Source organism: Dongia sp. P2_B8 (genome assembly GCF_056404715.1).
In genome coordinates, this window is sequence record NZ_JBFUDM010000003.1 from 457,297 (window position 1) to 478,688 (window position 21,392).

Consider the following 21,392-nt stretch of genomic DNA (forward strand, 5'->3'; position numbering starts at 1 on the left):
GCGTTCTTAGTTGTTGCTGTTGTCGTTGGTGCGATCGCGGTTGCTTCTGTCGCGGTCATGGCCGAAATCGGTGGCATTCGCCCAGCCGCCATCGACGATGGGGTCGGCCACGGACAGAATCTGTTCGACGACCTCGACGCCTTTTTTCGTCACGCGGGCGCTCTGGCCCTTGATCAGTTTGACCGTATCACCCTTGCCCTTCGGGATGATCGTCACTTCGCCCTCGGTAAGGCCGAGCAGTGAATCACCGTTGGGCTTCACCGCCACCTTCACATTGGTGCCGCGGACGGTGATGGTCGCGGTCGGCGTCTCAAAGCGCACGCGGCCGGAAGGCATGACGCCGGTGATCCAGCGAAAAGCACCTTGCGTCAGCGTGACCACCGCCTGGCCGGTATCGGTGTCCTGATCGAAGACGAATTCGTCAATCATGACGGTAGCCTCGGCACCAATGGTGAGATCGGACCCGTCGATGAAGCCGATATCCACCGCGCTGTGCGGGGCAGTCTCGATCACTTCGCGGGATTCGATGCCATCGCGCCGGTACTTGGGTGCGCGCTCTGCCATGGGGGGCGTGCCGTAGACGGTATTCTGCAGGCGTTGCACGAGGCCCACGGCTTCCGCGGCACTGGGGCTTGTTCCGGCCACCCAGGTCAGGACGAGACTGGCGCTGCCCAGAATGACAAGGTCACGGAATCGCATGTGATGCCCCCAGTAATGTACACCAGCAATGTTCCCAAGCGATGTTTCCTGGGCGCTGACATGGTGCCACTGATCTCACAACAAATCGATGAGCATGGCAATGAGCGGCTTGTCGGCGGGTGGCATCGGATAATCGCCAAGGCGCGCCGGCCGCACCCAGGCCAGTTGCTGGCCCTCGCGGCCGGTGACGGAACCTTCCCAACGGCGACAGACATAAAGCGGCATCAGCAGGTGAAACGCCTCATAGCTGTGCGAGGCGAAGGTGAGGGGGGCGAGACAGCTTTCCTTGACGTCGATGCCAAGCTCTTCATGAAGCTCGCGGATGAGCGCTGCTTCCGGCGTCTCGCCCTCATGCACCTTGCCGCCGGGAAATTCCCACAGGCCGGCAAGGCTCTTTCCTTCCGGGCGTTGGGCCAGCAGCACGCGGCCGTCGGCATCGACCAGGGCGACAGCCACCACCAGCAGCATCTTTTTGGAGTCGCTCACGCCGCGACCGTCACGCAGCCCGTCCGATTTTCCGCAGCCAGTCGTTCCGCTTCAGCCGGCGGTGAATGACCGGCAGATGGCAGTTCTGGGCGCGGCTGTGAATCTCGCCGGTACCGCAGATGGTGAAGCCGATCTTTTCCAGCACCTTGTGCGAGGCATCATTGATGGTGACGGCGGAGGCGACCAGTTCCGGCAAGGCGAAATTCTCGAATGCCAACCGCACCAGGCGGCCGGCAGCTTCGGAGGCATAGCCGCGGCGCCAATGTTCGCGTCCGACCCAATAGCCGAGCTCCGGCCCTTCCGGCGTTTTCTGCAGGCCAACGCAGCCCACCAGGGTGTCGCTTGCCTTGACGATGATGCCGAGCACGATGGCGCCTTCCGGATCGTCAATGAAACGCGATGCTGCCTGTGGGTCGGCTTCGGGCGCCGCGATGAAATCCAATGCCATCTGCATGTCATAGGGATGCGGAATGGTCGAGGTGTAGCGTGCCACGTCGAAATCGTTGACCAGGCGCACAATCTCCGGCGCGTCCGCCTGGGTGAGCGGACGCAGCAGCAAGCGGTCGGTCTCGATATCAGGAACGATAATCGGCATTGATCTCGATATAGCGATGGGTGAGGTCGCAGGTCCAGACGCGGGCCTTGCCCGTACCGATACCGACATCGACGCCGATCTTGACGTCGCGGGTCTTGATATGGGCGGCTACCGGCGTCTCGTCATAGTCCGGGCGGCGCTGACCGTTGCGTGTGATCTCGACACCGCCGATGCTGATGGAGAGCTTGTCGCGGTCGGCCTTCTCGCCGGACTTGCCGACAGCCATGACGATGCGGCCCCAATTGGCGTCTTCGCCGGCAATCGCCGTCTTGACCAGGGGGGAATTGGCGATCGAGAGGCCGATGCGCCGGGCGGCAGCGGCACTGGCCGCCCCGGTGACATCGATGGTGATGAGCTTTTCGGCCCCTTCGCCGTCCTGCACGACCTGGACAGCCAGGTCGGTGAGGAGCGACTCGAGGGCGGCGCGGAATTCCTTGAGGATCGGATCGGTGGCTGAGGCCGGCTTCTTATGCTTGGGCCCCTGGCCGGTCGCCACCAGGAGCAGCGTGTCCGAGGTCGAGGTGTCGCCATCCACCGTGATGCAGTTGAACGAGCGGTCGACCGCCTTGGTGAGCAGTGTTTGGAGGATGGCAGCCGGAATCTTGGCATCGGTGGCGACGAAGGCCAGCATGGTCGCCATGTCCGGGGCGATCATGCCCGACCCCTTGGCAATGCCGTTGATGGTGATTTCGGCATCGCCGATCTTGGCTGTGCGGCTCGCCACCTTTTCGAACGTATCGGTGGTCATGATGGCGCGGGCGCCATCGTTCCAGGCATCGGCCTGCAGGTCCTTGATCAGGGCCGGCAGATTCTCGGTGATTGCCTTGTCGTTGAGCGGCTCGCCGATGACGCCCGTGGACGCGATATAGATTTCCCGCGGCTGGCACTTCAGCGCCTTCGCCGTGGCCTTCAAGCAGCGGTCCGCCGCCTCAAGCCCGACCTTGCCGGTGAAGGCGTTGGCATTGCCGGCATTGACCAGGATGGCGCGAGCCTTGCCGCCCTTCAAATGCTTCCGGCAGATATCTACCGGGGCAGAGCAGGTGAGGGAGCGCGTCAGCACGCCGGCGATGGTGCTGCCGGCGGCAACCTCCATCAGCATGACGTCCTTGCGGCCCTTATAGCGGACGCCGCATTCCCTGGCGGCGAGCCGCAGCCCGGCCAAGGCCGGCAACGGATGAAACACGGTCGGTGCAAGCGGCGAGACCTTGGCGCCCATCTGTTGTCGGCCTTTCGTCGGGTTGTTGCGAACGATAACGATAATGAACGATCTGACGTAAACGGCCTTACTGGGCCGGCTTTACGCCGCCATTGGGATCGATGATGTCGAGCTTGGCGGCTTCCTTCAGGTTCTTTGCCACTTCCTGGCGCAGTTCTTCGACGAGATCGAGGCGGATTTCGTCCTTCTGCTTGTCGAATGCCGGCAGCGCCTTGGTGCGTTCATCATTCAATTTGATGATGTGGAAACCGAACTGCGACTTCACCGGGGTCTGGCTGACCTCGCCCTTCTTCATGGCAAAGGCGGCATCGCCGAATTCCTTGACCATGACGTCCTGGGTGAACCAGCCAAGCTCGCCGCCATTCTTGCCGCTGCTGGTATCCGTCGACTTTTCCTGGGCGAGCTTCGCGAAATCGGCGCCGCCCTTCAGCTGTTCGATGAGCGCCTTTGCCTCTTCCTCGGTCTTGACCAGGATGTGGCTGGCGTCGATCTCGCGCTGCGGCGGGGTCTTGGCGACCTCCTCGTCGAACTTCTTCTTGAGCTCGTCATAGCGGGCGTCGACCGCGGCATCGGTGATCTTCGCCTCGATCTGCTTCCTAAAGAAGATCTCGCGAACGGCATTGTCTTCGATCTGCTTCACGGAATCGGCGACCATCTTGACCACTTCCGGATCCTTGTCGAGGCCGTCGGCGCGGCCCTTTTCGGCGACCAGCTTCAGGAAGATGTAGCGGTCGAGGAGCTGCGGGAAGAATTGGTCGATATTGTTGCGGATATCCTCACGCAGGCCGGCCGCGGAATCGATGATGTCCTGGCGCGTGATGTCGGTGCCGTTGAGCTTGGCCACGACCAGCTTGGGGTCGGGTACGCCGGGCTTGGCCGGGGTCGCAGCGGGGGCGGTCGCCGGCGCCGTGGTCGTCGTATTGTCCTGGGCCTGGGCAAAGCCAGCGCCGAAAGCGAGAATAACGCCGGCGACGAGCGCCTGGCGGAAGATCTGAGTGGCCATGGGATTGGGGGTATCCTTTGGTGCCTTTATGGGGTGCCGGGGACAGGCTTTGGAGGCCGAAAACCCAGCGAGCGCCGGGGACTATGCCGAACGGTGCTCGGCCTTACAAGCGGAAAGGTCAAGGATTTCCGTGACTTCACCCCAAGTTGACAGGGCGCCGCCCGCGACCTATCTCTTCCGCAACCACAATCCGGAATTTTAAGGGTTTCTAAGCATGTTCGCGGCGTTGGCGAGGCGGGTCTTCGGATCCGCGAATGACCGTTTTATTAAGGGCTTGGACAAGACGGTCGCTGCGGTGAACGCCCTGGAGCCAGAAGTTAAGGCCTTGAGCGACGAGGATTTGCGCGCCCGCACGGGCTGGCTCCGCGACCGCTTGAAGCAGGGGGAGACCCTCGACGATATCCTGCCGGATGCCTTTGCGACCGTCCGGGAGGCGGCCAAGCGCACCCTTGGGCAGCGGCATTTCGACGTCCAGATCAAGGGTGGCCTGGTCCAGCACCAGGGCCGGATTTCCGAAATGAAGACCGGCGAAGGCAAGACCCTGGTCGCGACCCTCGCGGTCTATCTCAATGCCATCGAGGGCAAGGGCGTCCATGTCGTCACGGTCAACGACTATCTGGCCAAGCGCGACGCCAGCTGGATGGGGCAGGTCTACCAGTTCCTCGGGCTCACCGTGGGCTCGATCGTCCATGGCCTCAACGACCAGGAACGCCGCGCCGCCTATGCCTGCGACGTCACCTACGGTACCAACAACGAATTCGGCTTCGACTATCTGCGCGATAACATGAAGCACCGCGTCGAGGACATGACGCAGCGGCCGTTCAATTTCGCCATCGTCGACGAAGTCGATAGCATCCTCATCGACGAAGCGCGGACGCCGCTTATCATCTCAGGTCCGACCGAGGACAATTCCGACCTCTATTACAAGGTCGACAAATTGATCCCGCATCTGGTCGACGAGGATTTCGAGAAGGACGAGAAGTCGCGTCATGTGACGCTGACCGATGCCGGCAACGAGCATATCGAGCAGTTGCTGCGCGGTGTGGCGCTGATGAAGTCGGGGACGCTCTACGACACCGCCAATATCAGCCTGGTGCATCACGTCAACCAGGCGCTGCGCGCGCACAAGCTCTTTACCCGCGATGTCGACTATATCGTGAAGGACGACAAGGTCGTCATCATCGACGAATTCACCGGCCGCATGATGGAAGGCCGCCGCTATTCGGAAGGTCTCCACCAGGCGCTGGAAGCCAAGGAAAACGTCTCGATCCAGAACGAGAACCAGACCCTGGCCTCGATCACCTTCCAGAACTATTTCCGCATGTATCCGAAGCTTGCCGGCATGACCGGCACGGCCATGACGGAGGCCCCGGAATTTTCCGACATTTACGGCCTCGACGTGGTCGAAATTCCGACCAACGTGCCGGTCAGCCGCAAGGATTATGACGACGAGGTCTATCGCACGGCCGCCGAGAAGTTCAAGGCGATCAGCGAACTGGTCGAGGAATGCCGGGCGCGCAACCAGCCGGTCCTGGTCGGCACCGTCTCGATCGAGAAGTCGGAACTCCTCTCCGAGCATCTGAAGAAAAAGAAGATCCCGCACGCGGTCCTGAATGCCCGCTATCACGAGCAGGAAGCCTATATCATCGCCGATGCCGGCGTGCCGGGTGCGGTCACCATTGCCACCAACATGGCCGGCCGTGGTACCGACATCCAGCTGGGCGGCAACGTCAAGATGCGCATCGAGCGCGAATTGGCCGACATGCCGGCAGGCCCCGAGCGCGAGGCGCGCATTGCCGCGATCGTGGCCGAGGTCGAAGCAGCCAAGCAGGTGGCCCTTGCCGCCGGCGGCCTCTTCGTCATCGCGACCGAACGTCATGAAAGCCGCCGCATCGACAATCAGCTGCGCGGCCGGTCGGGCCGCCAGGGCGATCCGGGTGCCTCACGCTTCTTCCTCAGCCTGGAAGACGATCTCATGCGCATCTTCGGGTCCGAGCGCATGGATACGATGCTGAAGCGCTTGGGGCTCAAGGAAGGCGAAGCGATCGTCCATCCCTGGATCAACAAGGCGCTCGAGAAGGCACAGCAGAAGGTCGAAGCGCGCAACTTCGAGATCCGCAAGAATTTGCTGAAGTTCGACAACGTCATGAACGATCAGCGCAAGGTGATCTACGAACAGCGCAAGGAAATGATGGAAGCGACCGACCTCAAGGAAGAGGTCGCCTCCATGCGCCACGAGGTCATCAACGACCTCATCAATCGCTATGTGCCGGAAAAAGCCTTCGCCGAACAATGGGACGTGAAGGGCCTGCATGAAGAGGTCCTGCGCATCTTCGCGCTCGATTTGCCCTTCGCGGCCTGGGCCAAGGAAGAAGGTATCGCCGATGAAGCCATGCGCGAGCGCCTGGTCGAAGCGGTCGACAGCCGCATGGCCGAAAAGGCCGCCAACACCGGCCCGGACCTCATGCGTGCCATTGAAAAGTCGCTGATTCTGCAGGTGCTGGACCAGAACTGGAAAGAGCATCTTCTCAACATGGATCATTTGCGTCACGCCATCGGCTTGCGGGCCTATGGCCAGCGCGATCCGTTGAACGAGTATAAGCGCGAAGGTTTCGAGATGTTCGAGGCGATGCTCGACCGCCTCAGGGAACAAGCGACCTCGATGCTCTCGCACATTGAAATCCGGGCAGAAGCCCCGCAGCAGGCTGCACCCGCCGCACCGCCGCCGGTCATCTCGAACGGGATCGACAAGAACAACCCGGCGACCTGGGCCAATCTCAACCGCAACGCCGAATGCCCTTGCGGATCGGGCAAGAAGTACAAGCATTGCCATGGGCAACTGACGGCGTAGAGCGGGCCCGCTCGCTCAATCCCCTCACCCCAACCCTCTCCCCGCAAGCGGGGCGAGGGAGCTTCAAGCGAGCTCACTATAAAAGCCCCTCGCCCCTTTGGGGAGAGGGGTTGGGGTGAGGGGGCGCTTACTTACTTCGCGAACCGGTCCGTTGCTTCAATGAGCTGGTTCATGATGCCCGGCTCGTCAAACGCATGCCCGGCATCGTCGACGATGACGAAATCGGCTTCCGGCCAGGCCTTGTGCAGTTCCCAGGCGGTGACGGCTGGGGTGCAGATGTCGTAGCGGCCCTGGATGATGATGCCAGGAATATCTTTCAGCTTGTGGGCATCGCGAATGAGCTGGTCTGGTTCGAGCCAGCCGTGATTGACGAAATAATGATTCTCGATGCGGGCGAAGGCGAGAGCGAACTGGTCCTGGCCATAGCTGGTGCTGTTCTGCTTGTTAGGTAGCAATTTGATTGTGCTGCCCTCCCAGATGCTCCAGGCGCGCGCTGCCTCGATCTGCGCGTTGGCGTCGGTGCCGGTGAGGCGCTTCCGGTAGGCCGCCACCAGATCGCCACGCTCAGCCTCGGGAATGGGGGCAAGGAACGCTTCCCACAGATCCGGGAACAGATTCGAAGCGCCATTCTGATAATACCAGGCGATCTCGCGCGGCTTCAGCGTGAAGATGCCGCGCACGACGAGCTCACTCACCTGCTTGGGATGTGTCTCGGCATAGGCCAGCGCCAAAGTTGACCCCCACGAGCCACCGAACACCAGCCACTGCTCGACACCCATGATGCCGCGCAGCTTCTCGATATCCTTCACCAGATCCCAGGTGGTGTTGTTTTCCAGGCTGGCATGCGGCTTCGAACGGCCGCAGCCACGCTGGTCGAACAGCAATACGCGATACTTCTTTGGGTCGAACAGGCGCCGATGCGCCGGACTGCAACCAGCGCCTGGGCCGCCATGCAGGAACACGGCGGGCTTGCCGTCCGGGTTGCCGGAGATTTCCCAATAGACCTGATGACCGTCGCCAGTCTCAAGATAGCCGGTGCGATAGGGTTCGATCGCCGGGTAGAGCGTGCGCATGCTGGATCCGTCCTGGAGGCTCAAAAGGAGAAAGAAACTGAGCCCTCAGGATTAGGCGATCCCGGCATGCGGGGCAAGGTGCCCCGCATGCCGTTGGATCAATCGTGTTTCACGCCGTCCAGCGACAGATCACCATTCTCGATCGCGTGTCGCAGGGCCTTGAGGCCCAGTTCCAGCTCTTCCGCCATTTCGCGCGAGCGGCGGATATCGGCGATATCCAGTTCGCCGATGGGCGCCCGCTTGTTGCTGCCAAGATCGACGATCTGGGCGAGATAGCGGCCCTTGAGCTTGGCCAGCAACCGGGCCACGCGTTGCACCTCGACCGGGGTGCAGGCATGGACGGCATGCTCGGTTTCGGACCGGGTGAAGGCGCGGATATCGTTGTTGAGGTGATAGAGATACTGCCCGACGGTGGGCACATTCTCGAACACCTTGGCGCGCTGCGGGACCGCTGGCCTGGTTTCAAGGGCGCGGGGCGGTTCCTGGCGCGCGGCAACGGATGCCGTCGGTACCTTCAAGGGCGTCACATTGCCGGCCAAAGCGGGTCTCCCCGCTTCCGGTTCTATCCTGCTGCGGTTATTGGGTTTTTCGGCTTCCGTCTTCTTCGAGAACATGGACAACATGGGCAGATTCTTCCCCTTGGTTCACCATCTGGGGGAAACGATGCAAACCCTGTGCCGTGGGTGACTCTCAGGCCCGCCGCAACTTAACGCCGTCATCCTCGGGCTTGACCCGAGGATCAGGTCCAGCTGCCGTGCTGTTGCCAGCAGATCCTCGGGTCAAGCCCGAGGATGACGAGTTGGAGTGTATCGAAGAGAACTGGCGAGTTCGGTTCAGGCGAAGACGAACATGTTGGCACCGCGCTCGCGGGCCTGCAGCATGGCGTCGGTGGCGCGAGACAGCAGCCCTTCGGCCCCGGTGGCGCTGGTGGGATAGAGCGAGATGCCGATCGCGGCATTGAGGGCCACCGGGCCGATACCGACGGAGAGCGGGCGGCCGATCTCCTCGATGATCTTTTCGGCAACGATCTGGATGTCTTCGACCCGCGGCATCGATTCGGCAAGGATCGCCAATTGCTGCTGCTCGAAACGGGCGATGGTGTCGCTGCCGCGCAAGGTGGGCGTGATGCGCTCGGCCAGCTCGCGCATGGCCAGATCCTGATAGGCACCGTCCTCACCGTGGCCATCGGGCAGGTTCTCGATATCGACCAGCAGGATGGCGAAAAAATCCTTGTTGCGCTTGGCGCGGCGGACGGCGAGGGACAGGATTTCCCAGAACAGGATCTGGCTGGGCAGGCTGGTCACCGGATCGAAGAGGCGCAGGCGCGCAAGCTTGCGTTCGGAATCGCGCCGCGCGAGGGCGTAGCGGACGGCGCGACGCAGCACGACGGCGGAAAGATCACCCGCAGCCACGATATCGATGGCGCCAGCTGCCGCTGCTGCCTGTGCGATCTGCGATCCGTCACTGTCGACGAGGGCGATGACCGGACCCGCCCGCGAAATGATCGGGATGGCTGAGAGCAGATTATGATGGGCCCGGCCGGCACCGCGCAGATCATAGAGTGCCACGCCGCGGGCGCCAGCGACCGAAAGGGCCCGCAATGTCGCTTCCGGATCGGTGGCGATCACGAGGTCCAGGGGATCGCTCGGCCGTTCCGCGATCTGGCGCTTGAGATCGGCGCCGAGGCCGGCATCGCCGGTCAGGGCGACCAGGGTCATGATGGCCTCGGTAGAATTGGTGGTGTCGCTCATGAAATCGGCGCTCGCCTGCAGCTTAAGAGAAAATCTTTGGCCACGGTGACAGAGGCGGCCAAACAAGACAACAGATAGCTTTCCGATGGCTTTCGAGAAGGCTTGCCAGATTGGCCACATCTCCGCTATGCGGCTGGACCATGACCTTGGACAGCGACATCGAGACACTCTTCCGCACCCAGCCGCTGCTGGCGGCGGTGCCGCGTGCCGACTGGCGGGTGACGCCCTTGGCCGGCATCACCAACCGCAGCTACCGGCTGCGCGCGCAAGATGAGGATCTGGTGCTGCGCTGGCCCGGCGCCAGTGCCTCGCGCTATCTCGACCGCAGCGCGGAACCGGCCAATGCGCAGGCGGTGGCGGATCTGGGCCTCAGCCCGCGCGTGCTGGCGGCGGACCCGGCGCAGGGTTGGTACATCACGGCCTATGAAACCGGTGCGCGGCCACTCACCCCGACGGACTTTGCGCTGCCCGAGATCTTTGCAGAGGTGTTGTCGCTGCTGACCAGATTGCACCGGGCACCGATCCGCTTTCCTTTCCGGCAGGGATTGTTCCAGGCGATCGATCTCTATCTCACTTTGGCGCCAGCCCCGCGCATGCTGGACCTGCGCCGCCGGCTGGCGCCGGTGCAGGCAGCGCTCACGCGCAATCCGATGCCGATGGCGCCCTGCCACATCGATCCCAATCCAGCGAATTTCCTGCGCTGCCATGATGGAAGCCTGAAACTCATCGATTGGGAATTTGCGGCGATGGAAGAACCGCTCTGGGATCTTGCCGCGGTGACGCTCGAGGCCGGATTTGACGAGACACCCACCATCATCGAATCGTTGATCGGCCCAACGCAGCTGCCGCGCTTCGAGCTCTACAAAACCAGCCTCAATCTGGTGGCTGCCAGTTGGTGCGAGGCGGAAATCGCAGCCGGCAACGATTCCAACGATTTGATCGATCTGCGTGACCGGCGCATCCAACGGCTGGAACAGCGGCTCCTTGACCCGCATCACGCCGCTTGGCTGCAGCACGCTTGACAAATTGGGCCTTCCTGACGAAAGTGGCCGCCACTCAACGGGGTGCCCCAGTTTGCAGGGGCTGAGAGAAGCGAAAGCGCGCTTCAACCCGCGGAACCTGATCCGGGTCATGCCGGCGGAGGGATATGAGTCAGCGATTGCAAGCCACACGGTCCCAATCCCGATTTCTGTCTCTCTATCCAGCGCCCAAGCGGAGGAGATAGATCATGCGGTTGCGCGCCATACTGACATCGACGGTCCTGGCATCTGTTCTTGCTGTCGTCTCGGCCCCAATCTTTTCAGCCTGGGCTGACGAGAAGCCGGTACTGACCGTCTATACCTACAATTCCTTCACCAGCGAATGGGGCCCCGGCCCGGTGCTGGAAAAGGCGTTCGAGGCGCAGTGCGCCTGCGACGTCAGCTGGGTGGCGCTGGAAGATGGTGCGGCCCTGCTTGCGCGCCTGAAGCTCGAAGGCAAGAACACCAAGGCGGATGTCGTGCTGGGCCTGGACACCAATCTCACCGCCGAGACCAAAGCCACCGGCTTGATTGCGCCGCATGGTGCCGATGTGTCGGCCTTGAAATTACCGATCGCCTGGGATGATGCCGATTTCGTGCCCTATGATTGGGGCTATTTCGCCTTCGTCTATGACAGCGAGAAGCTCAAAGATCCGCCCAAGAGCCTTGCGGAACTCGCCGACGGCAAGGATACGCCCAAGATCATCATCGAAGATCCGCGCACCAGCACGCCGGGCCTGGGATTGGTGATGTGGCTGCGCCAGGTTTATGGCGACAAGGCGCCAGAGATCTGGGCCGGCTTGAAACCGAAGATCCTCACCGTGACCAAGGGCTGGAGCGAGGCTTACGGCCTCTTCACCCAGGGCGAAGCGCCGTTGGTTCTCTCCTATACGACCTCGCCCGCTTATCACGAGATCGTCGAAAAGACCGAACGCTATCAAGCCCTGGTCTTTCCGGAAGGCAATTACATGCAGATCGAGGTGGCGGCCCGCATCGAGGGCTCGGCTCATGCTGATCTCGCGAAATCCTTCCTGCAGTTCCTGATCTCGCCGGACGCGCAGAAGGTCATTCCCACCACCAACTACATGTACCCGGTCACCGACATCGGCGCCGACCTGCCCAAGGAGTTCACGGCGCTGCCGAAGCCGGCAAAATCCCTGCTGCTGTCGGCGGGCGATGCCGCCGCTAACCGCGATGCCTGGACCAAGGAATGGATGGATATCGTCAGCCAGTGATGGCGCGATCCCCCGGAGCCGTCGGCCTTTCCGCAACCGTCCTGACCGGTTTCGGATTGGCCACGGTTCTGGGTGGCTTGGCGATCGCCGTCTTTGTGCTGCTGCTGGCAGCGGGTGGTGGCGATCACATGGCCGGGTCCTATGCCTATATCGGCCGCGTACTCGGTTTTACGCTGGGCCAGGCGCTGCTCTCGACCCTGCTGTCGCTGCTGGCTGCCGTGCCGATGACGCGGGCCTTGGCGCGCCAGGCGGCGTTTCCCGGACGCCTGCTGCTGCTGCGCCTTTGTGCCCTGCCGATGGTGATGCCGACCATCGTCGGCATCTTCGGTGTCGTTGCGGTCTATGGCGGCAGCGGCTATCTCGCCAGCACTGCAAGCTTCATGGGGCTCGATTGGCAGCCGCGGCTCTACGGCATGGGCGGTATTCTCATCGCCCATGTCTTCTTCAATCTGCCGCTCGCCATCCGCCTGCTGCTGCCGGCCTTCGCCTCGGTACCGGCGGAAACCTGGCGCCTCGCCGCACAGCTTGGCATGCGCAGCCGCGACGTGTTCCGCATCATCGAGATCCCGCTGCTGCGCCAGCAGTTGCCGGGCATCGCCGTCATCATCTTCATGCTGTGCTTCACGACCTTTGCCGTGGCGCTGACCCTGGGCGGTGGTCCCAAGGCGACGACCTTGGAGGTTGCCATCTATCAGGCCCTGCGTTTCGATTTCGATCTGCGGCTGGGTGCGTTGCTGGCGTTGCTGCAGGCCGGTTTCTGCGCCGCCGGTGCCTGGCTCGTGTGGCGCACGGGCAGGCAGATGGTGCTTGGCAATGGCACGCGCCTGGTGGCGCATCGCTATGACGGCGGCACCCGCGTGGCACGCGCGTTCGATTTCGGGACGATCATCCTCGGTGCCATTTTTATCGGTCTGCCGATCCTGGCGCTGGTGCAGCGGGGGCTTGCCGGCATGGTCGCGGCGGCCCCCATCGCCAGCCTAGTGCGGGCTGGGTCGATTAGTCTTGGCCTCGGCCTCGCCGGTGGCCTCATGGCGACGGTGATCGGCTATGTCATTGCCGAGGCACGGCAGCAGGCGCTGACGGCACATGCCAGACGCGGCGCCATGCTGCTGGGTCTTGCCGGCCGTCTCGGCCTGTTCATCTCGCCGATGGTCATCGGGACGGGCATTTTTCTGGCGGCCGCCGGTCGTGTCGATCTCTACAGCATCGCGGCACCTGGCGTCATTCTGCTCAGCGCCATCATGGCGTTGCCCTTTGTGCTGGGCGTGCTGGAACCGGCGCTGACGGTGACCGCGGAACGCCATGACCGTCTTTGTGCAGCACTGGGCATCAAGGGCTGGAACCGATTTCTCCACATCGATTGGCCGACCATGAGGAAGCCGATCGCGACCGCGCTTGCCTTGTCCAGTGTCATTGCCATGGGCGATCTCGGCGCCATCGCCCTCTTCGGCAATCAGGACATGATCAACCTCACGCTGCTGCTCTATAACCAGCTGGGGGCATATCGGCTGGATGGGGCGGCGAGCACGGCCCTCATCCTGCTGGCCCTGGCGCTGGCCTTTTACGGGACGATCGAACGGGTGGTGGGTGGTCGTGAGCTACATTGAGATTGCCGGCCTGCAATTCACCTATGAAGATCTGGTGATGCAGTTCGACCTTGCGGTCGGGCAAGGCGAGGCCATGGCCATCGTCGGCCCGAGCGGTGCCGGCAAGAGCACGCTCCTCGCCCTCATTGGTGGCTTCGAGGCCGCGCAGGCCGGCAACATCACCGTGGACGGCGTCGACATCACCGATCTCGCCCCCGATGCGCGGCCGGTGACGACGCTGTTTCAGGACCATAATCTCTTTGCCCATCTCAGCGTCGCACAGAATGTGGGCCTCGGTCTGCATCCGGGATTGCGCCTCAGCGACGAAGACCGTGTCGCGGTCGCCTGGGGCCTGGAGCAGGTCGGCCTCACCGGCTTCGAGGAAAGGTTGCCGGGCCAGCTCTCGGGCGGCGAGCGTCAGCGCGTTGCCATCGCCCGCTGCATCCTTAGGAAACGCCCGGTGCTGATGCTGGATGAGGCCTTTGCGGCACTGGGACCAGCGCTGCGGCACGAGATGCTGCAGTTGGTGCTGGATCTCAAAGACCGAAACGGCCTCACAATCCTCATGGTGACCCATGATCCGGCGGACGCTGTCTTCGCCGCCAGCCGCACCAGCTTCATCGCTGACGGCAAGGTGGTGATGAGCGGTGCAACGGCGGCCGTGCTGGCATCCCAGCACCCCGCCATCCGCAGCTATCTGGGGACTTAGAGGTATTCTTGAATCACCCCTCACCCCAACCCCTCTCCCCAGAGGGGCGAGGGGCTCAAGGCGACGCTCGGTCAATACCCCCTCGCCCCGCTTGCGGGGAGAGGGCGGGGAGAGGGCGGGGAGAGGGGTTTGGTAGGACTTGAAGTGCCCTAGCCGATAAGCGCGCGGCGCGAGAGGATGAATTCCTCGGTCTGCGCCAGGAACCGGTCGATGTCCGTGTCGGTGAGTGCCAGGCTCAGCGCCATATAACCGCGCCGCGCGAAATAGAGGCCGGCGGCGATGAAGTCGAGATGCATCAGCTTGTGGAGTTTGCTCCGCCGCGCCTCTTCCTCATCCGTGTGATGCGTGGGCCGATCGACGATCTCCTTGGTGAAATGCAGGCCGATGAAGGAGCCGCAGCCGGTGGCACCCAGGCCGGCATCATGTTTCTGTGCCAAGATGTTGAACCCGTCGCGCAACCGATCGCCCTTGGCATTGAGTTCCATGGCGGCGGCCGGTGTATAGATGTCGCGCAGACCCGTGAGCCCCGCTGCCATGCTCAGCACATTGTTGTTGAAGGTGCCGGCATGGGGCCAATAGCCGGGTTTTTCCGGATCGTAATGCGCCATGATATCGGCGCGTCCCCCGAAGGCGCCGAACGAGGCGCCGCCACCGAGATATTTGCCGAGTGTCGTCATGTCCGGTGTGACGCCCAATGCCGCCTGGAGGCCGCCGGAGGAGAGGCGCGACGTCATCACCTCGTCGAAGATCAGGATGATGTCGAGCTCGCTGGCGGCCTGGCGGAGCGCACCCAGGAAATCGCGCCGCGCCGGCAGGCAGCCACCGCTGCCCATCATCGGTTCGACCAGGATGGCGGCAAGGTCTGACCCATGCTGGCGGATGAGAGCCAGCGTTCCCTCGACATCGTTATAGGGGGCAAGAACCCAGTCCAGCGGCAGGTTGATGGGAATGCCGCCATGGCCGAAATAGAGGACGCCACCATGATAACCGCCGTCGAACACCATGATCTTCTTGCGGCCGGTCACCGCCTGCGCGGTCATCAGGGCAAAGACATTGGCTTCGGTGCCGGAATTGCAGAAGCGCAATTGCTGCAGCGACGGGAAGCGGCTCTTCAACAGGGCGGCCAGTTCCCCTTCATAGACATTGGGACCGCCCAGCACGGTGCCGTCTTCGATCGCCTTGTGCATGGCGGCCTGAATGAGCGGGTTGGAATGGCCATAGAGGCCGGCCGAATATTCACCGAGGAAGTCAGTATAGGTGTGGCCGTCGAGGTCGGTGAGGGTGGCGCCTTCCCCCCGGCTCCAGGAGAGCGGGAAGGGGGAGTAATGGAGGACGGTCCGTGTATTGCCGCCCGGCATCGCGCTGCGCGCTGCATCGTGGCGGGCAAGACTCGTTGGGTTGGCTACGACAAAGCGACTTTCGGCTTCGGCAAGGGCAGCATCCAGGGAAACGTTCATCGGGACCTCAAATTGGGGGCGGCTCCGCTTGACAGAGCCCCCGGCTCGTCTATTAGAGTGGCTGGCCAGCTGTATACAGCTGGCGATAATTCTCTATTGCGTCGCAACAGGCGCGCCGCGGGATTCGTTTTAGCGCATTTGTGTGCAACGGGCGAGCGGGGCTAGGCTGGCGCTCGACAACGCTGGCGACCAGGCTGGATCAACCGGCCGGCGCTTTGGGCTACAGGGACTTGAAACAAACGGATTGGGAGATCTGGGTCATGTTGTTCAGGAAGTTCGCGCTGGCGACCAGTGTCGCTGCGCTGCTGGCCTTTTCGGCCGCTACCGCATCGGCTGAAACGGTGCTCAACCGTGGCATAGGTGCCACCATCGGCACGCTCGACCCGCATATCAACTTTCTCGCCTGGGAAGGCTGGGTACTCGACGATCTCTATGAAGGGTTGGTCGGCAGCGATGCGGCCGGCGCTGTCATTCCGGGTGCTGCCGAAAAGTGGGACATCAGCGACGATGGCCTGACCTATACCTTTCATCTGCGCGACGGATTGAAATGGTCGAACGGCGATGCGCTGAAAGCGCAGGATTTCGTCGACGGCATCATCCGCACCATCTCGCCGGAAACGGCCTCCGACAAGGCCTATATCTTCACCTCGACCATCCGGGTCGCAGGCGCGCAGGATCTGGTCGATGGCAAGAGCAAGGATCCAAAGAGCGTCGGCATTTCCGCGCCAGACGACAGAACGGTTGTGCTGAAGCTGGATGCGCCGGCGCCGCATACATTGTTCGTGCTGGGTTCCTTCTATGCGCCGCCCTTGCACAAAGCGAGCCTGGAGAAGTTCGGCAAGGATTTCATCAAGCCGGGCAATATCGTCACCAACGGTGCCTATGTCCTCACCGAAAACGTGCCGCAGAGCCAGGTGACCCTAGTCAAGAATCCGAATTATTGGGATGCAGCCAACGTCAAGATCGACAAAGTGGTTTACCGGGTGACCGAGGATGACAGCACCGCCGTCAAATTGTGGCGGGCGGGTGAACTCGATACCACGGCCGACATCCCGACCGCGCAGATCGACGCGCTCAAAGGCGAGTTCGCCGATCTGGTGCATATCTCGCCCTCGACCGAAACCAATTACATGAGCTTCAACATCACGAAGCCGCCGTTCGATAACATTAAACTGCGCCAAGCCTTGAGTATGGCGATCGACCGCGAAACATTGGTCAACAAGGTGGTGAAGGGTGGCTATGTCGTTTCCTACGGCTATGTCGTGCCGATCCCCAGCTACGATGCACCCAAGGTTGCTGAAGCCGGCATGAGCAAGGAAGACCGGATCGCACAGGCGAAGGCGCTTTATGCCGAAGCTGGCTTCGGTCCCGACAAGCCGCTGTCGCTCACCATCGAATCCAGCACCAACGATGCCTACAAGAAGCAGGCGGAGACGGTCGCGGTGATGTGGAAGCAGGTGCTGGGTGTCGATGCCAAGGTCAATGCCCAGGATCGCGATGGCTGGCTGGCGGCGTTCAATGCGGGCGGCTGGGATGTCTTCAACGACAATCTCATCGGCGATTTCCCGGGGCCGGAAACCTATCTCGCCTACATGGATCCGCGCGCCGAGGTGGGCTACCACTGGAAGAGCCCGGCCTTCGAGGCGGCGTTCGACAAGGCGATGCCGCTCACCGACCAGGCGGAACGCTGGAAGGTCCTGGCCGGGGCCGAGAAGGCGCTGCTTGATGATTATCTGGTGGCACCCCTTGCCTCCAGCCCCAACCGGCATCTCATCGCCAAGAAGCTGCAAGGCTGGGCCGACAATCCGGCCGACGCGCACCCGACGCGCTTCATGTCGATCGCCGAGTAATGAAAGCGGGGGCGGGATCTTTGGATTTCGCCCCCTTTTCATCACCACACACAGTCAGCCAAAAGCCACACTGATGTTCGCCTATGCCATCCGCCGCATCCTCGGTGCCGTGCCGACCCTGATCGCCCTCGCGGTGATCAGCTTCTTCATGATGCGCATCGCGCCCGGGGGGCCTTTCTCCGGCAACCGCCGGGTGCCAGATGAAATCCGCGCCAATGTCGAGAAGGCGTTCCATCTTGATGAGCCGCTGTGGATGCAGTTCGGCCGCTGGATATGGGGCGTGCTGCATTTCGATTTCGGCCCGTCGATGAAATATCGCGACTACAATGTCTCGGAACTGATCGCGATCGGCCTGCCGACATCGCTGGAAGTCGGCATCTGGGCGATGATCATCTCAACGCTCATTGGCCTGGGGCTCGGCATCGCCGGTGCCTTACGCCGCAACACATCCATTGATTACGGTGCCGGCGCCATCGCCATGGTGGGCCTAGCCATTCCGATCTTCGTCATCGGCCCGGTACTGCAGCTGGTCTTCGGTCTCGATCTCCGCTGGTTGCCCATTGCCGGCTGGGACGGCAGCTGGACCTTCAAGATCCTCCCCATCATCACCTTGTCGTTGCCCGGTATCGCCTATGTCTCGCGGCTGATGCGGGCCAGCATGATCGAGACGCTCCGCAGCAATTATGTGCGCACTGCCCGCGCCAAGGGCATCGGCGCCCGGCGCACGATCATCCGCCATGCATTGAGGGGCGCCATCCTGCCGGTGGTGGCCTATCTTGGGCCGGCGACCGCCGTCACCATAACGGGCTCGATCGTGATCGAGCAGATCTTCCAGATTCCCGGCATTGGCCGCTATTTCGTCGAAGGTGCCACGGGGCGCGATTATCCGCTGGTCATGGGGGTTACCATGTTTTACGGCGCCATCGTCATCGGCGCCAATCTGCTGACGGATCTCGTACGCAGCTGGCTCGATCCCAAGGTGAGCTATGAGTGACATCACTGCCGCAGTTCCCGTCCCGGCTGTAGCGCAGGGCCTCTCGCCCTTCCGCGCGTCACTCTACCGTTTCACACGCAATCGCCTGGCCGTGGTCAGCCTGTTTATCCTGGCGCTGATCATCCTCGGCTGTTTCGTGGTCCCGTTCTTTATGCCGTTCACGGCTGAGGATGCGGATTTCGAGAACCTGTCGGCGCCGGTCAATCTCTTCACCATCCACCCGTTCGGTACCGATGATCTCGGCCGCGATTTGCTGCTCCGCGTGCTGAGCGGTGGCCAGGTATCGTTGGCGCTTGGCTTCTTTGGCGCCATCGCCTCGGTCCTCATCAGCGTCGTCTATGGTGCGACGGCCGGCTATCTGGGCGGCAAAGTCGACGATCTGATGATGCGCTTTGTCGATATCCTGCTCTCCGTCCCGTTCATGTTCCTGGTGATCATGATCAATGTCAGCCTTGGTGATCTTTTGGGCATGAAGAATGTCTCGCTGTTCATCGCCGTCGTGGTGACATTGTGGCTGACACCCGCCGTCATCGCCCGTGGCCAGGCCGTCAGCTTGCGCAAGCGCGAATTTGTCGAGGCGGCGCGGGCAGGCGGCATGAGCAGCTGGCAGATCATCTGGCAGCATGTGGCGCCCAATTCCGTCAACGTGGTGATCGTCTATTCCAGCCTTCTGGTGCTGGAGGCGATCCTCACCGAAAGCTTCCTCTCCTTCCTCGGCATCGGCGTCCAGGCACCGGCCGCCAGCTGGGGCACCCTCATTTCCGATGGCGCGAAACAGCTGGAAACCGATGCGCGGCTGTTGCTGCTGCCGGGTGGTTTTCTGGCATTAACCCTGTTCTGCCTCAACTACATCACCGATGGATTGCGCGATGCCTTTGATCCCAACGAGCGCTGAAAGCGTCGCGCCGCAGACGGCTGGGTCGCTGCTCGCGGTCGACGGTCTGTCCGTGCGCTTCAAGCTGCCGCAGGGCTGGGTGACGGCGGTCGACAATGTGGCCTTCAGTATCCAGCCTGGCGAGGTGGTCGGCATCGTCGGAGAATCAGGTTCCGGCAAGAGCCAGATCCTGCTCTCGATCATGGGGCTGCTGGCCAGCAACGGCAAAGCCAATGGCAGCGTCAAGTTCCGCGGCACCGAATTGCTGAACCGGCCGGCGTCCGAGCTCGATGATATCCGCGGCTCGGCCATGTCGATGATCTTCCAGGATCCGATGACCTCGCTCAACCCCTACATGCGCGTGAGCCAGCAGCTGACCGAGGTGCTGACCGCGCATCAGGGCATGTCGGAAGGCGAGGCGTTGCGGATCGCCACCGAAATGCTGGACCGTGTCCGCATTCCGGATGCCAGGCGCCGCATCGGCCTCTACCCACACGAATTTTCCGGCGGCATGCGCCAGCGCGTGATGATCGCCATGGCCCTGCTGTGCCGGCCGGCTTTGCTGCTGGCCGACGAGCCGACGACGGCGCTCGATGTCACGGTGCAGGCGCAGATCCTGGAACTGATGGCGGATCTCGGACGTGATCTTGGGACGTCGGTTGCCATCGTGACTCATGATCTCGGCGTCATCGCACGGCTCTGCGACCGGGTGATCGTGCTCTATGGCGGCCGTATCATGGAGGAGGGAGCGGTCGATGATATCTTCCACGACACGCGCCATCCCTATACCAGCGGGTTGCTGGCAGCGACCCCGCGGTTGGATGCGGCGACCCATGGCGAACTGGTCACCATCCCCGGCCAGCCGCGTGCCGCGATGGGTGACCTGCCGGGCTGTCCGTTTGCGCCCCGCTGTGCCTTGAAGGAAAACATCTGCACCGCGACCATGCCGCCGCTGGTGACCGGTCCGTCCGGCCACCGCCTCGCCTGTCATATGCGCGGGGTCATGGCATGAGCGACGCCCTCCTCAAGGTTGACGACCTCAAAGTACATTTCCCGATGCGGGCGGCACATCTTTTTGGCGGGAAGGGTGCGCCGGTGCGTGCGGTCGATGGTGTCTCGCTGGAACTGCAGGCGGGCGAGACACTGGGCATTGTCGGCGAATCCGGTTGCGGCAAGACGACACTCGGCCGCGCCATTTTACGCCTCATCGAACCGACCGAGGGCCGTGTGCTGTGGATGGGGCAGGATTTGCTCGGCCTTAGGCCCGGGCCGATGCGGGATGCGCGCCGGCACATGCAGATCATCTTCCAGGATCCGCTGGCGTCGCTTGATCCGCGCATGTCGGTGGAAGCGATCATCGCCAAGCCCCTGCGCATCTTCCATCCTGAACTTGGCCGGGCAGAGGTACGCGCCCGCGTGTTGGCGACCATGCAACAGGTGGGGTTGGCACCCAGCATGGCCAACCGGTTCCCGCATGAATTCTCCGGCGGGCAATGCCAGCGCATCGGCATCGCCCGCGCCATCATCCTGAAACCGAAGCTGATCGTGTGTGACGAGCCGGTCTCGGCCCTCGACGTCTCGATCCAGGCGCAGATCATCAATCTGCTGATGCAGTTGCAGCGCGACCTCGGCCTCTCCTTGCTGTTCATCTCGCACAATCTGGCGGTGGTGCGGCATATCAGCCACCGGGTGATGGTGCTTTACCTCGGCAAGGTCATGGAAATCGCCGACCGCGACGATCTTTATGCAAAACCCCTCCATCCCTACACTGAAGCGCTGATTTCCGCCGTCCCCATCGCCGACCCACGGACCGAACGGCAACGGGCGCGCCTGCTGCTGGAAGGCGATCTGCCCTCGCCGATCAACCCGCCTGCGGGCTGCCGCTTCCAATCGCGCTGTCCGAAGGCGACCGCGATTTGCGGCCAGACGGAGCCACCCCTGGTCAGCTATGGTAAGAACCATCTCGCGGCCTGCCATCACATCGATATCTGACT

General features: G+C 62.5%; 19 protein-coding genes and 1 riboswitch. Of the genes, 10 read left to right on the top strand and 9 right to left on the bottom strand.

Annotated features, from left to right (window positions below; all coding sequences use genetic code 11):
* Nucleotides 1-6: 6 nt before the first annotated feature.
* From AC1DWZ_RS09755 to AC1DWZ_RS09775, 5 genes are all read right to left on the bottom strand, one after another.
* The gene (locus tag AC1DWZ_RS09755; RefSeq protein ID WP_477168691.1) at nucleotides 7-699 is read right to left on the bottom strand and encodes a FecR family protein; all 693 of its coding nucleotides are present in this window, start codon (nucleotides 697-699) and stop codon (nucleotides 7-9) included.
* Between the two features lie 75 nt (nucleotides 700-774).
* Nucleotides 775-1,167: an 8-oxo-dGTP diphosphatase MutT gene (gene mutT, locus AC1DWZ_RS09760; protein WP_477169491.1), complete on the bottom strand. Its 393-nt coding sequence runs from the start codon at nucleotides 1,165-1,167 to the stop codon at nucleotides 775-777.
* 28 nt (nucleotides 1,168-1,195) lie between these two features.
* Nucleotides 1,196-1,780 (bottom strand): GNAT family N-acetyltransferase, encoded by a 585-nt coding sequence (locus AC1DWZ_RS09765; protein WP_477168692.1) that lies wholly within the window; start codon nucleotides 1,778-1,780, stop codon nucleotides 1,196-1,198.
* Nucleotides 1,761-2,996 (bottom strand): bifunctional glutamate N-acetyltransferase/amino-acid acetyltransferase ArgJ, encoded by a 1,236-nt coding sequence (argJ, locus tag AC1DWZ_RS09770; RefSeq protein ID WP_477168693.1) that lies wholly within the window; start codon nucleotides 2,994-2,996, stop codon nucleotides 1,761-1,763. Before argJ ends, AC1DWZ_RS09765 begins: the two co-directional genes overlap by 20 nt.
* A 67-nt stretch (nucleotides 2,997-3,063) precedes the next feature.
* A complete protein-coding gene (locus tag AC1DWZ_RS09775) occupies nucleotides 3,064-3,999 on the bottom strand; it encodes a peptidylprolyl isomerase (protein WP_477168694.1) in 936 nt (311 codons plus the stop codon).
* Nucleotides 4,000-4,213: 214 nt separating this feature from the next.
* Between AC1DWZ_RS09775 and secA the strand changes: the two genes are divergently transcribed.
* Nucleotides 4,214-6,850 (top strand): preprotein translocase subunit SecA, encoded by a 2,637-nt coding sequence (gene secA / locus AC1DWZ_RS09780; RefSeq protein WP_477168695.1) that lies wholly within the window; start codon nucleotides 4,214-4,216, stop codon nucleotides 6,848-6,850.
* A 131-nt stretch (nucleotides 6,851-6,981) separates the two neighbouring features.
* Here the strand turns inward: secA and pip are convergent, their stop codons facing one another.
* The 3 genes from pip to AC1DWZ_RS09795 form a co-directional block, all read right to left on the bottom strand.
* Nucleotides 6,982-7,923: a prolyl aminopeptidase gene (gene pip, locus AC1DWZ_RS09785; protein WP_477168696.1), complete on the bottom strand. Its 942-nt coding sequence runs from the start codon at nucleotides 7,921-7,923 to the stop codon at nucleotides 6,982-6,984.
* 98 nt (nucleotides 7,924-8,021) lie between these two features.
* Entirely contained in the window at nucleotides 8,022-8,546 is a 525-nt protein-coding gene (locus AC1DWZ_RS09790) for a hypothetical protein (protein ID WP_477168697.1), read from the bottom strand.
* A gap of 210 nt (nucleotides 8,547-8,756) precedes the next feature.
* Nucleotides 8,757-9,674, bottom strand: coding sequence for a diguanylate cyclase domain-containing protein (locus AC1DWZ_RS09795; RefSeq protein WP_477168698.1), 918 nt, complete (start codon nucleotides 9,672-9,674; stop codon nucleotides 8,757-8,759).
* A 140-nt stretch (nucleotides 9,675-9,814) separates the two neighbouring features.
* On the opposite strand from AC1DWZ_RS09795, the gene AC1DWZ_RS09800 reads away from it, so the two are divergent.
* From AC1DWZ_RS09800 to thiQ, 4 genes are all read left to right on the top strand, one after another.
* Complete coding sequence (locus AC1DWZ_RS09800) at nucleotides 9,815-10,696, top strand: phosphotransferase (RefSeq protein ID WP_477168699.1); 882 nt, start codon at nucleotides 9,815-9,817, stop codon at nucleotides 10,694-10,696.
* 28 nt (nucleotides 10,697-10,724) lie between these two features.
* Nucleotides 10,725-10,838: riboswitch (TPP riboswitch) on the top strand.
* A 64-nt stretch (nucleotides 10,839-10,902) separates the two neighbouring features.
* On the top strand, nucleotides 10,903-11,928 hold the full coding sequence (gene thiB / locus AC1DWZ_RS09805) for a thiamine ABC transporter substrate binding subunit (RefSeq protein WP_477168700.1): 1,026 nt from the start codon (nucleotides 10,903-10,905) through the stop codon (nucleotides 11,926-11,928).
* Entirely contained in the window at nucleotides 11,928-13,535 is a 1,608-nt protein-coding gene (thiP, locus tag AC1DWZ_RS09810) for a thiamine/thiamine pyrophosphate ABC transporter permease (protein ID WP_477168701.1), read from the top strand. The genes thiB and thiP overlap by 1 nt, the downstream gene beginning before the upstream one ends.
* Nucleotides 13,522-14,223 (top strand): thiamine ABC transporter ATP-binding protein, encoded by a 702-nt coding sequence (thiQ, locus tag AC1DWZ_RS09815; RefSeq protein ID WP_477168702.1) that lies wholly within the window; start codon nucleotides 13,522-13,524, stop codon nucleotides 14,221-14,223. The genes thiP and thiQ overlap by 14 nt, the downstream gene beginning before the upstream one ends.
* Nucleotides 14,224-14,372: 149 nt before the next feature.
* On the opposite strand, the gene AC1DWZ_RS09820 is transcribed toward thiQ, so the two are convergent.
* Nucleotides 14,373-15,680 (bottom strand): aspartate aminotransferase family protein, encoded by a 1,308-nt coding sequence (locus AC1DWZ_RS09820; protein WP_477168703.1) that lies wholly within the window; start codon nucleotides 15,678-15,680, stop codon nucleotides 14,373-14,375.
* 260 nt (nucleotides 15,681-15,940) lie between these two features.
* Here AC1DWZ_RS09820 and AC1DWZ_RS09825 point away from each other — a divergent pair, with 260 nt between their 5' ends.
* From AC1DWZ_RS09825 to AC1DWZ_RS09845, 5 genes are all read left to right on the top strand, one after another.
* Complete coding sequence (locus AC1DWZ_RS09825) at nucleotides 15,941-17,530, top strand: peptide ABC transporter substrate-binding protein (protein WP_477168704.1); 1,590 nt, start codon at nucleotides 15,941-15,943, stop codon at nucleotides 17,528-17,530.
* 73 nt (nucleotides 17,531-17,603) lie between these two features.
* Complete coding sequence (locus AC1DWZ_RS09830; protein WP_477168705.1) at nucleotides 17,604-18,524, top strand: ABC transporter permease; 921 nt, start codon at nucleotides 17,604-17,606, stop codon at nucleotides 18,522-18,524.
* A complete protein-coding gene (locus AC1DWZ_RS09835) occupies nucleotides 18,517-19,419 on the top strand; it encodes an ABC transporter permease (protein WP_477168706.1) in 903 nt (300 codons plus the stop codon). The genes AC1DWZ_RS09830 and AC1DWZ_RS09835 overlap by 8 nt, the downstream gene beginning before the upstream one ends.
* A complete protein-coding gene (locus AC1DWZ_RS09840) occupies nucleotides 19,394-20,410 on the top strand; it encodes an ABC transporter ATP-binding protein (RefSeq protein ID WP_477168707.1) in 1,017 nt (338 codons plus the stop codon). The genes AC1DWZ_RS09835 and AC1DWZ_RS09840 overlap by 26 nt, the downstream gene beginning before the upstream one ends.
* On the top strand, nucleotides 20,407-21,390 hold the full coding sequence (locus AC1DWZ_RS09845; protein ID WP_477168708.1) for an ABC transporter ATP-binding protein: 984 nt from the start codon (nucleotides 20,407-20,409) through the stop codon (nucleotides 21,388-21,390). Before AC1DWZ_RS09840 ends, AC1DWZ_RS09845 begins: the two co-directional genes overlap by 4 nt.
* Nucleotides 21,391-21,392: the final 2 nt, after the last annotated feature.

Bases quoted from the DNA above. Each gene is read 5' to 3' on its own strand.
- AC1DWZ_RS09775 (WP_477168694.1), bottom strand. From the start codon at position 3,999: ATGGCCACTCAGATCTTCCGCCAGGCGCTCGTCGCCGGCGTTATTCTC.
- AC1DWZ_RS09820 (WP_477168703.1), bottom strand. From the start codon at position 15,680: ATGAACGTTTCCCTGGATGCTGCCCTTGCCGAAGCCGAAAGTCGCTTT.
- AC1DWZ_RS09800 (WP_477168699.1), top strand. From the start codon at position 9,815: ATGACCTTGGACAGCGACATCGAGACACTCTTCCGCACCCAGCCGCTG.
- secA (WP_477168695.1), top strand. From the start codon at position 4,214: ATGTTCGCGGCGTTGGCGAGGCGGGTCTTCGGATCCGCGAATGACCGT.
- pip (WP_477168696.1), bottom strand. From the start codon at position 7,923: ATGCGCACGCTCTACCCGGCGATCGAACCCTATCGCACCGGCTATCTT.
- AC1DWZ_RS09845 (WP_477168708.1), top strand. From the start codon at position 20,407: ATGAGCGACGCCCTCCTCAAGGTTGACGACCTCAAAGTACATTTCCCG.
- thiB (WP_477168700.1), top strand. From the start codon at position 10,903: ATGCGGTTGCGCGCCATACTGACATCGACGGTCCTGGCATCTGTTCTT.
- AC1DWZ_RS09840 (WP_477168707.1), top strand. From the start codon at position 19,394: ATGCCTTTGATCCCAACGAGCGCTGAAAGCGTCGCGCCGCAGACGGCT.
- AC1DWZ_RS09830 (WP_477168705.1), top strand. From the start codon at position 17,604: ATGTTCGCCTATGCCATCCGCCGCATCCTCGGTGCCGTGCCGACCCTG.
- AC1DWZ_RS09835 (WP_477168706.1), top strand. From the start codon at position 18,517: ATGAGTGACATCACTGCCGCAGTTCCCGTCCCGGCTGTAGCGCAGGGC.
- argJ (WP_477168693.1), bottom strand. From the start codon at position 2,996: ATGGGCGCCAAGGTCTCGCCGCTTGCACCGACCGTGTTTCATCCGTTG.
- AC1DWZ_RS09755 (WP_477168691.1), bottom strand. From the start codon at position 699: ATGCGATTCCGTGACCTTGTCATTCTGGGCAGCGCCAGTCTCGTCCTG.
- AC1DWZ_RS09765 (WP_477168692.1), bottom strand. From the start codon at position 1,780: ATGCCGATTATCGTTCCTGATATCGAGACCGACCGCTTGCTGCTGCGT.
- thiP (WP_477168701.1), top strand. From the start codon at position 11,928: ATGGCGCGATCCCCCGGAGCCGTCGGCCTTTCCGCAACCGTCCTGACC.
- AC1DWZ_RS09795 (WP_477168698.1), bottom strand. From the start codon at position 9,674: ATGAGCGACACCACCAATTCTACCGAGGCCATCATGACCCTGGTCGCC.
- mutT (WP_477169491.1), bottom strand. From the start codon at position 1,167: ATGCTGCTGGTGGTGGCTGTCGCCCTGGTCGATGCCGACGGCCGCGTG.
- AC1DWZ_RS09790 (WP_477168697.1), bottom strand. From the start codon at position 8,546: ATGTTGTCCATGTTCTCGAAGAAGACGGAAGCCGAAAAACCCAATAAC.
- AC1DWZ_RS09825 (WP_477168704.1), top strand. From the start codon at position 15,941: ATGTTGTTCAGGAAGTTCGCGCTGGCGACCAGTGTCGCTGCGCTGCTG.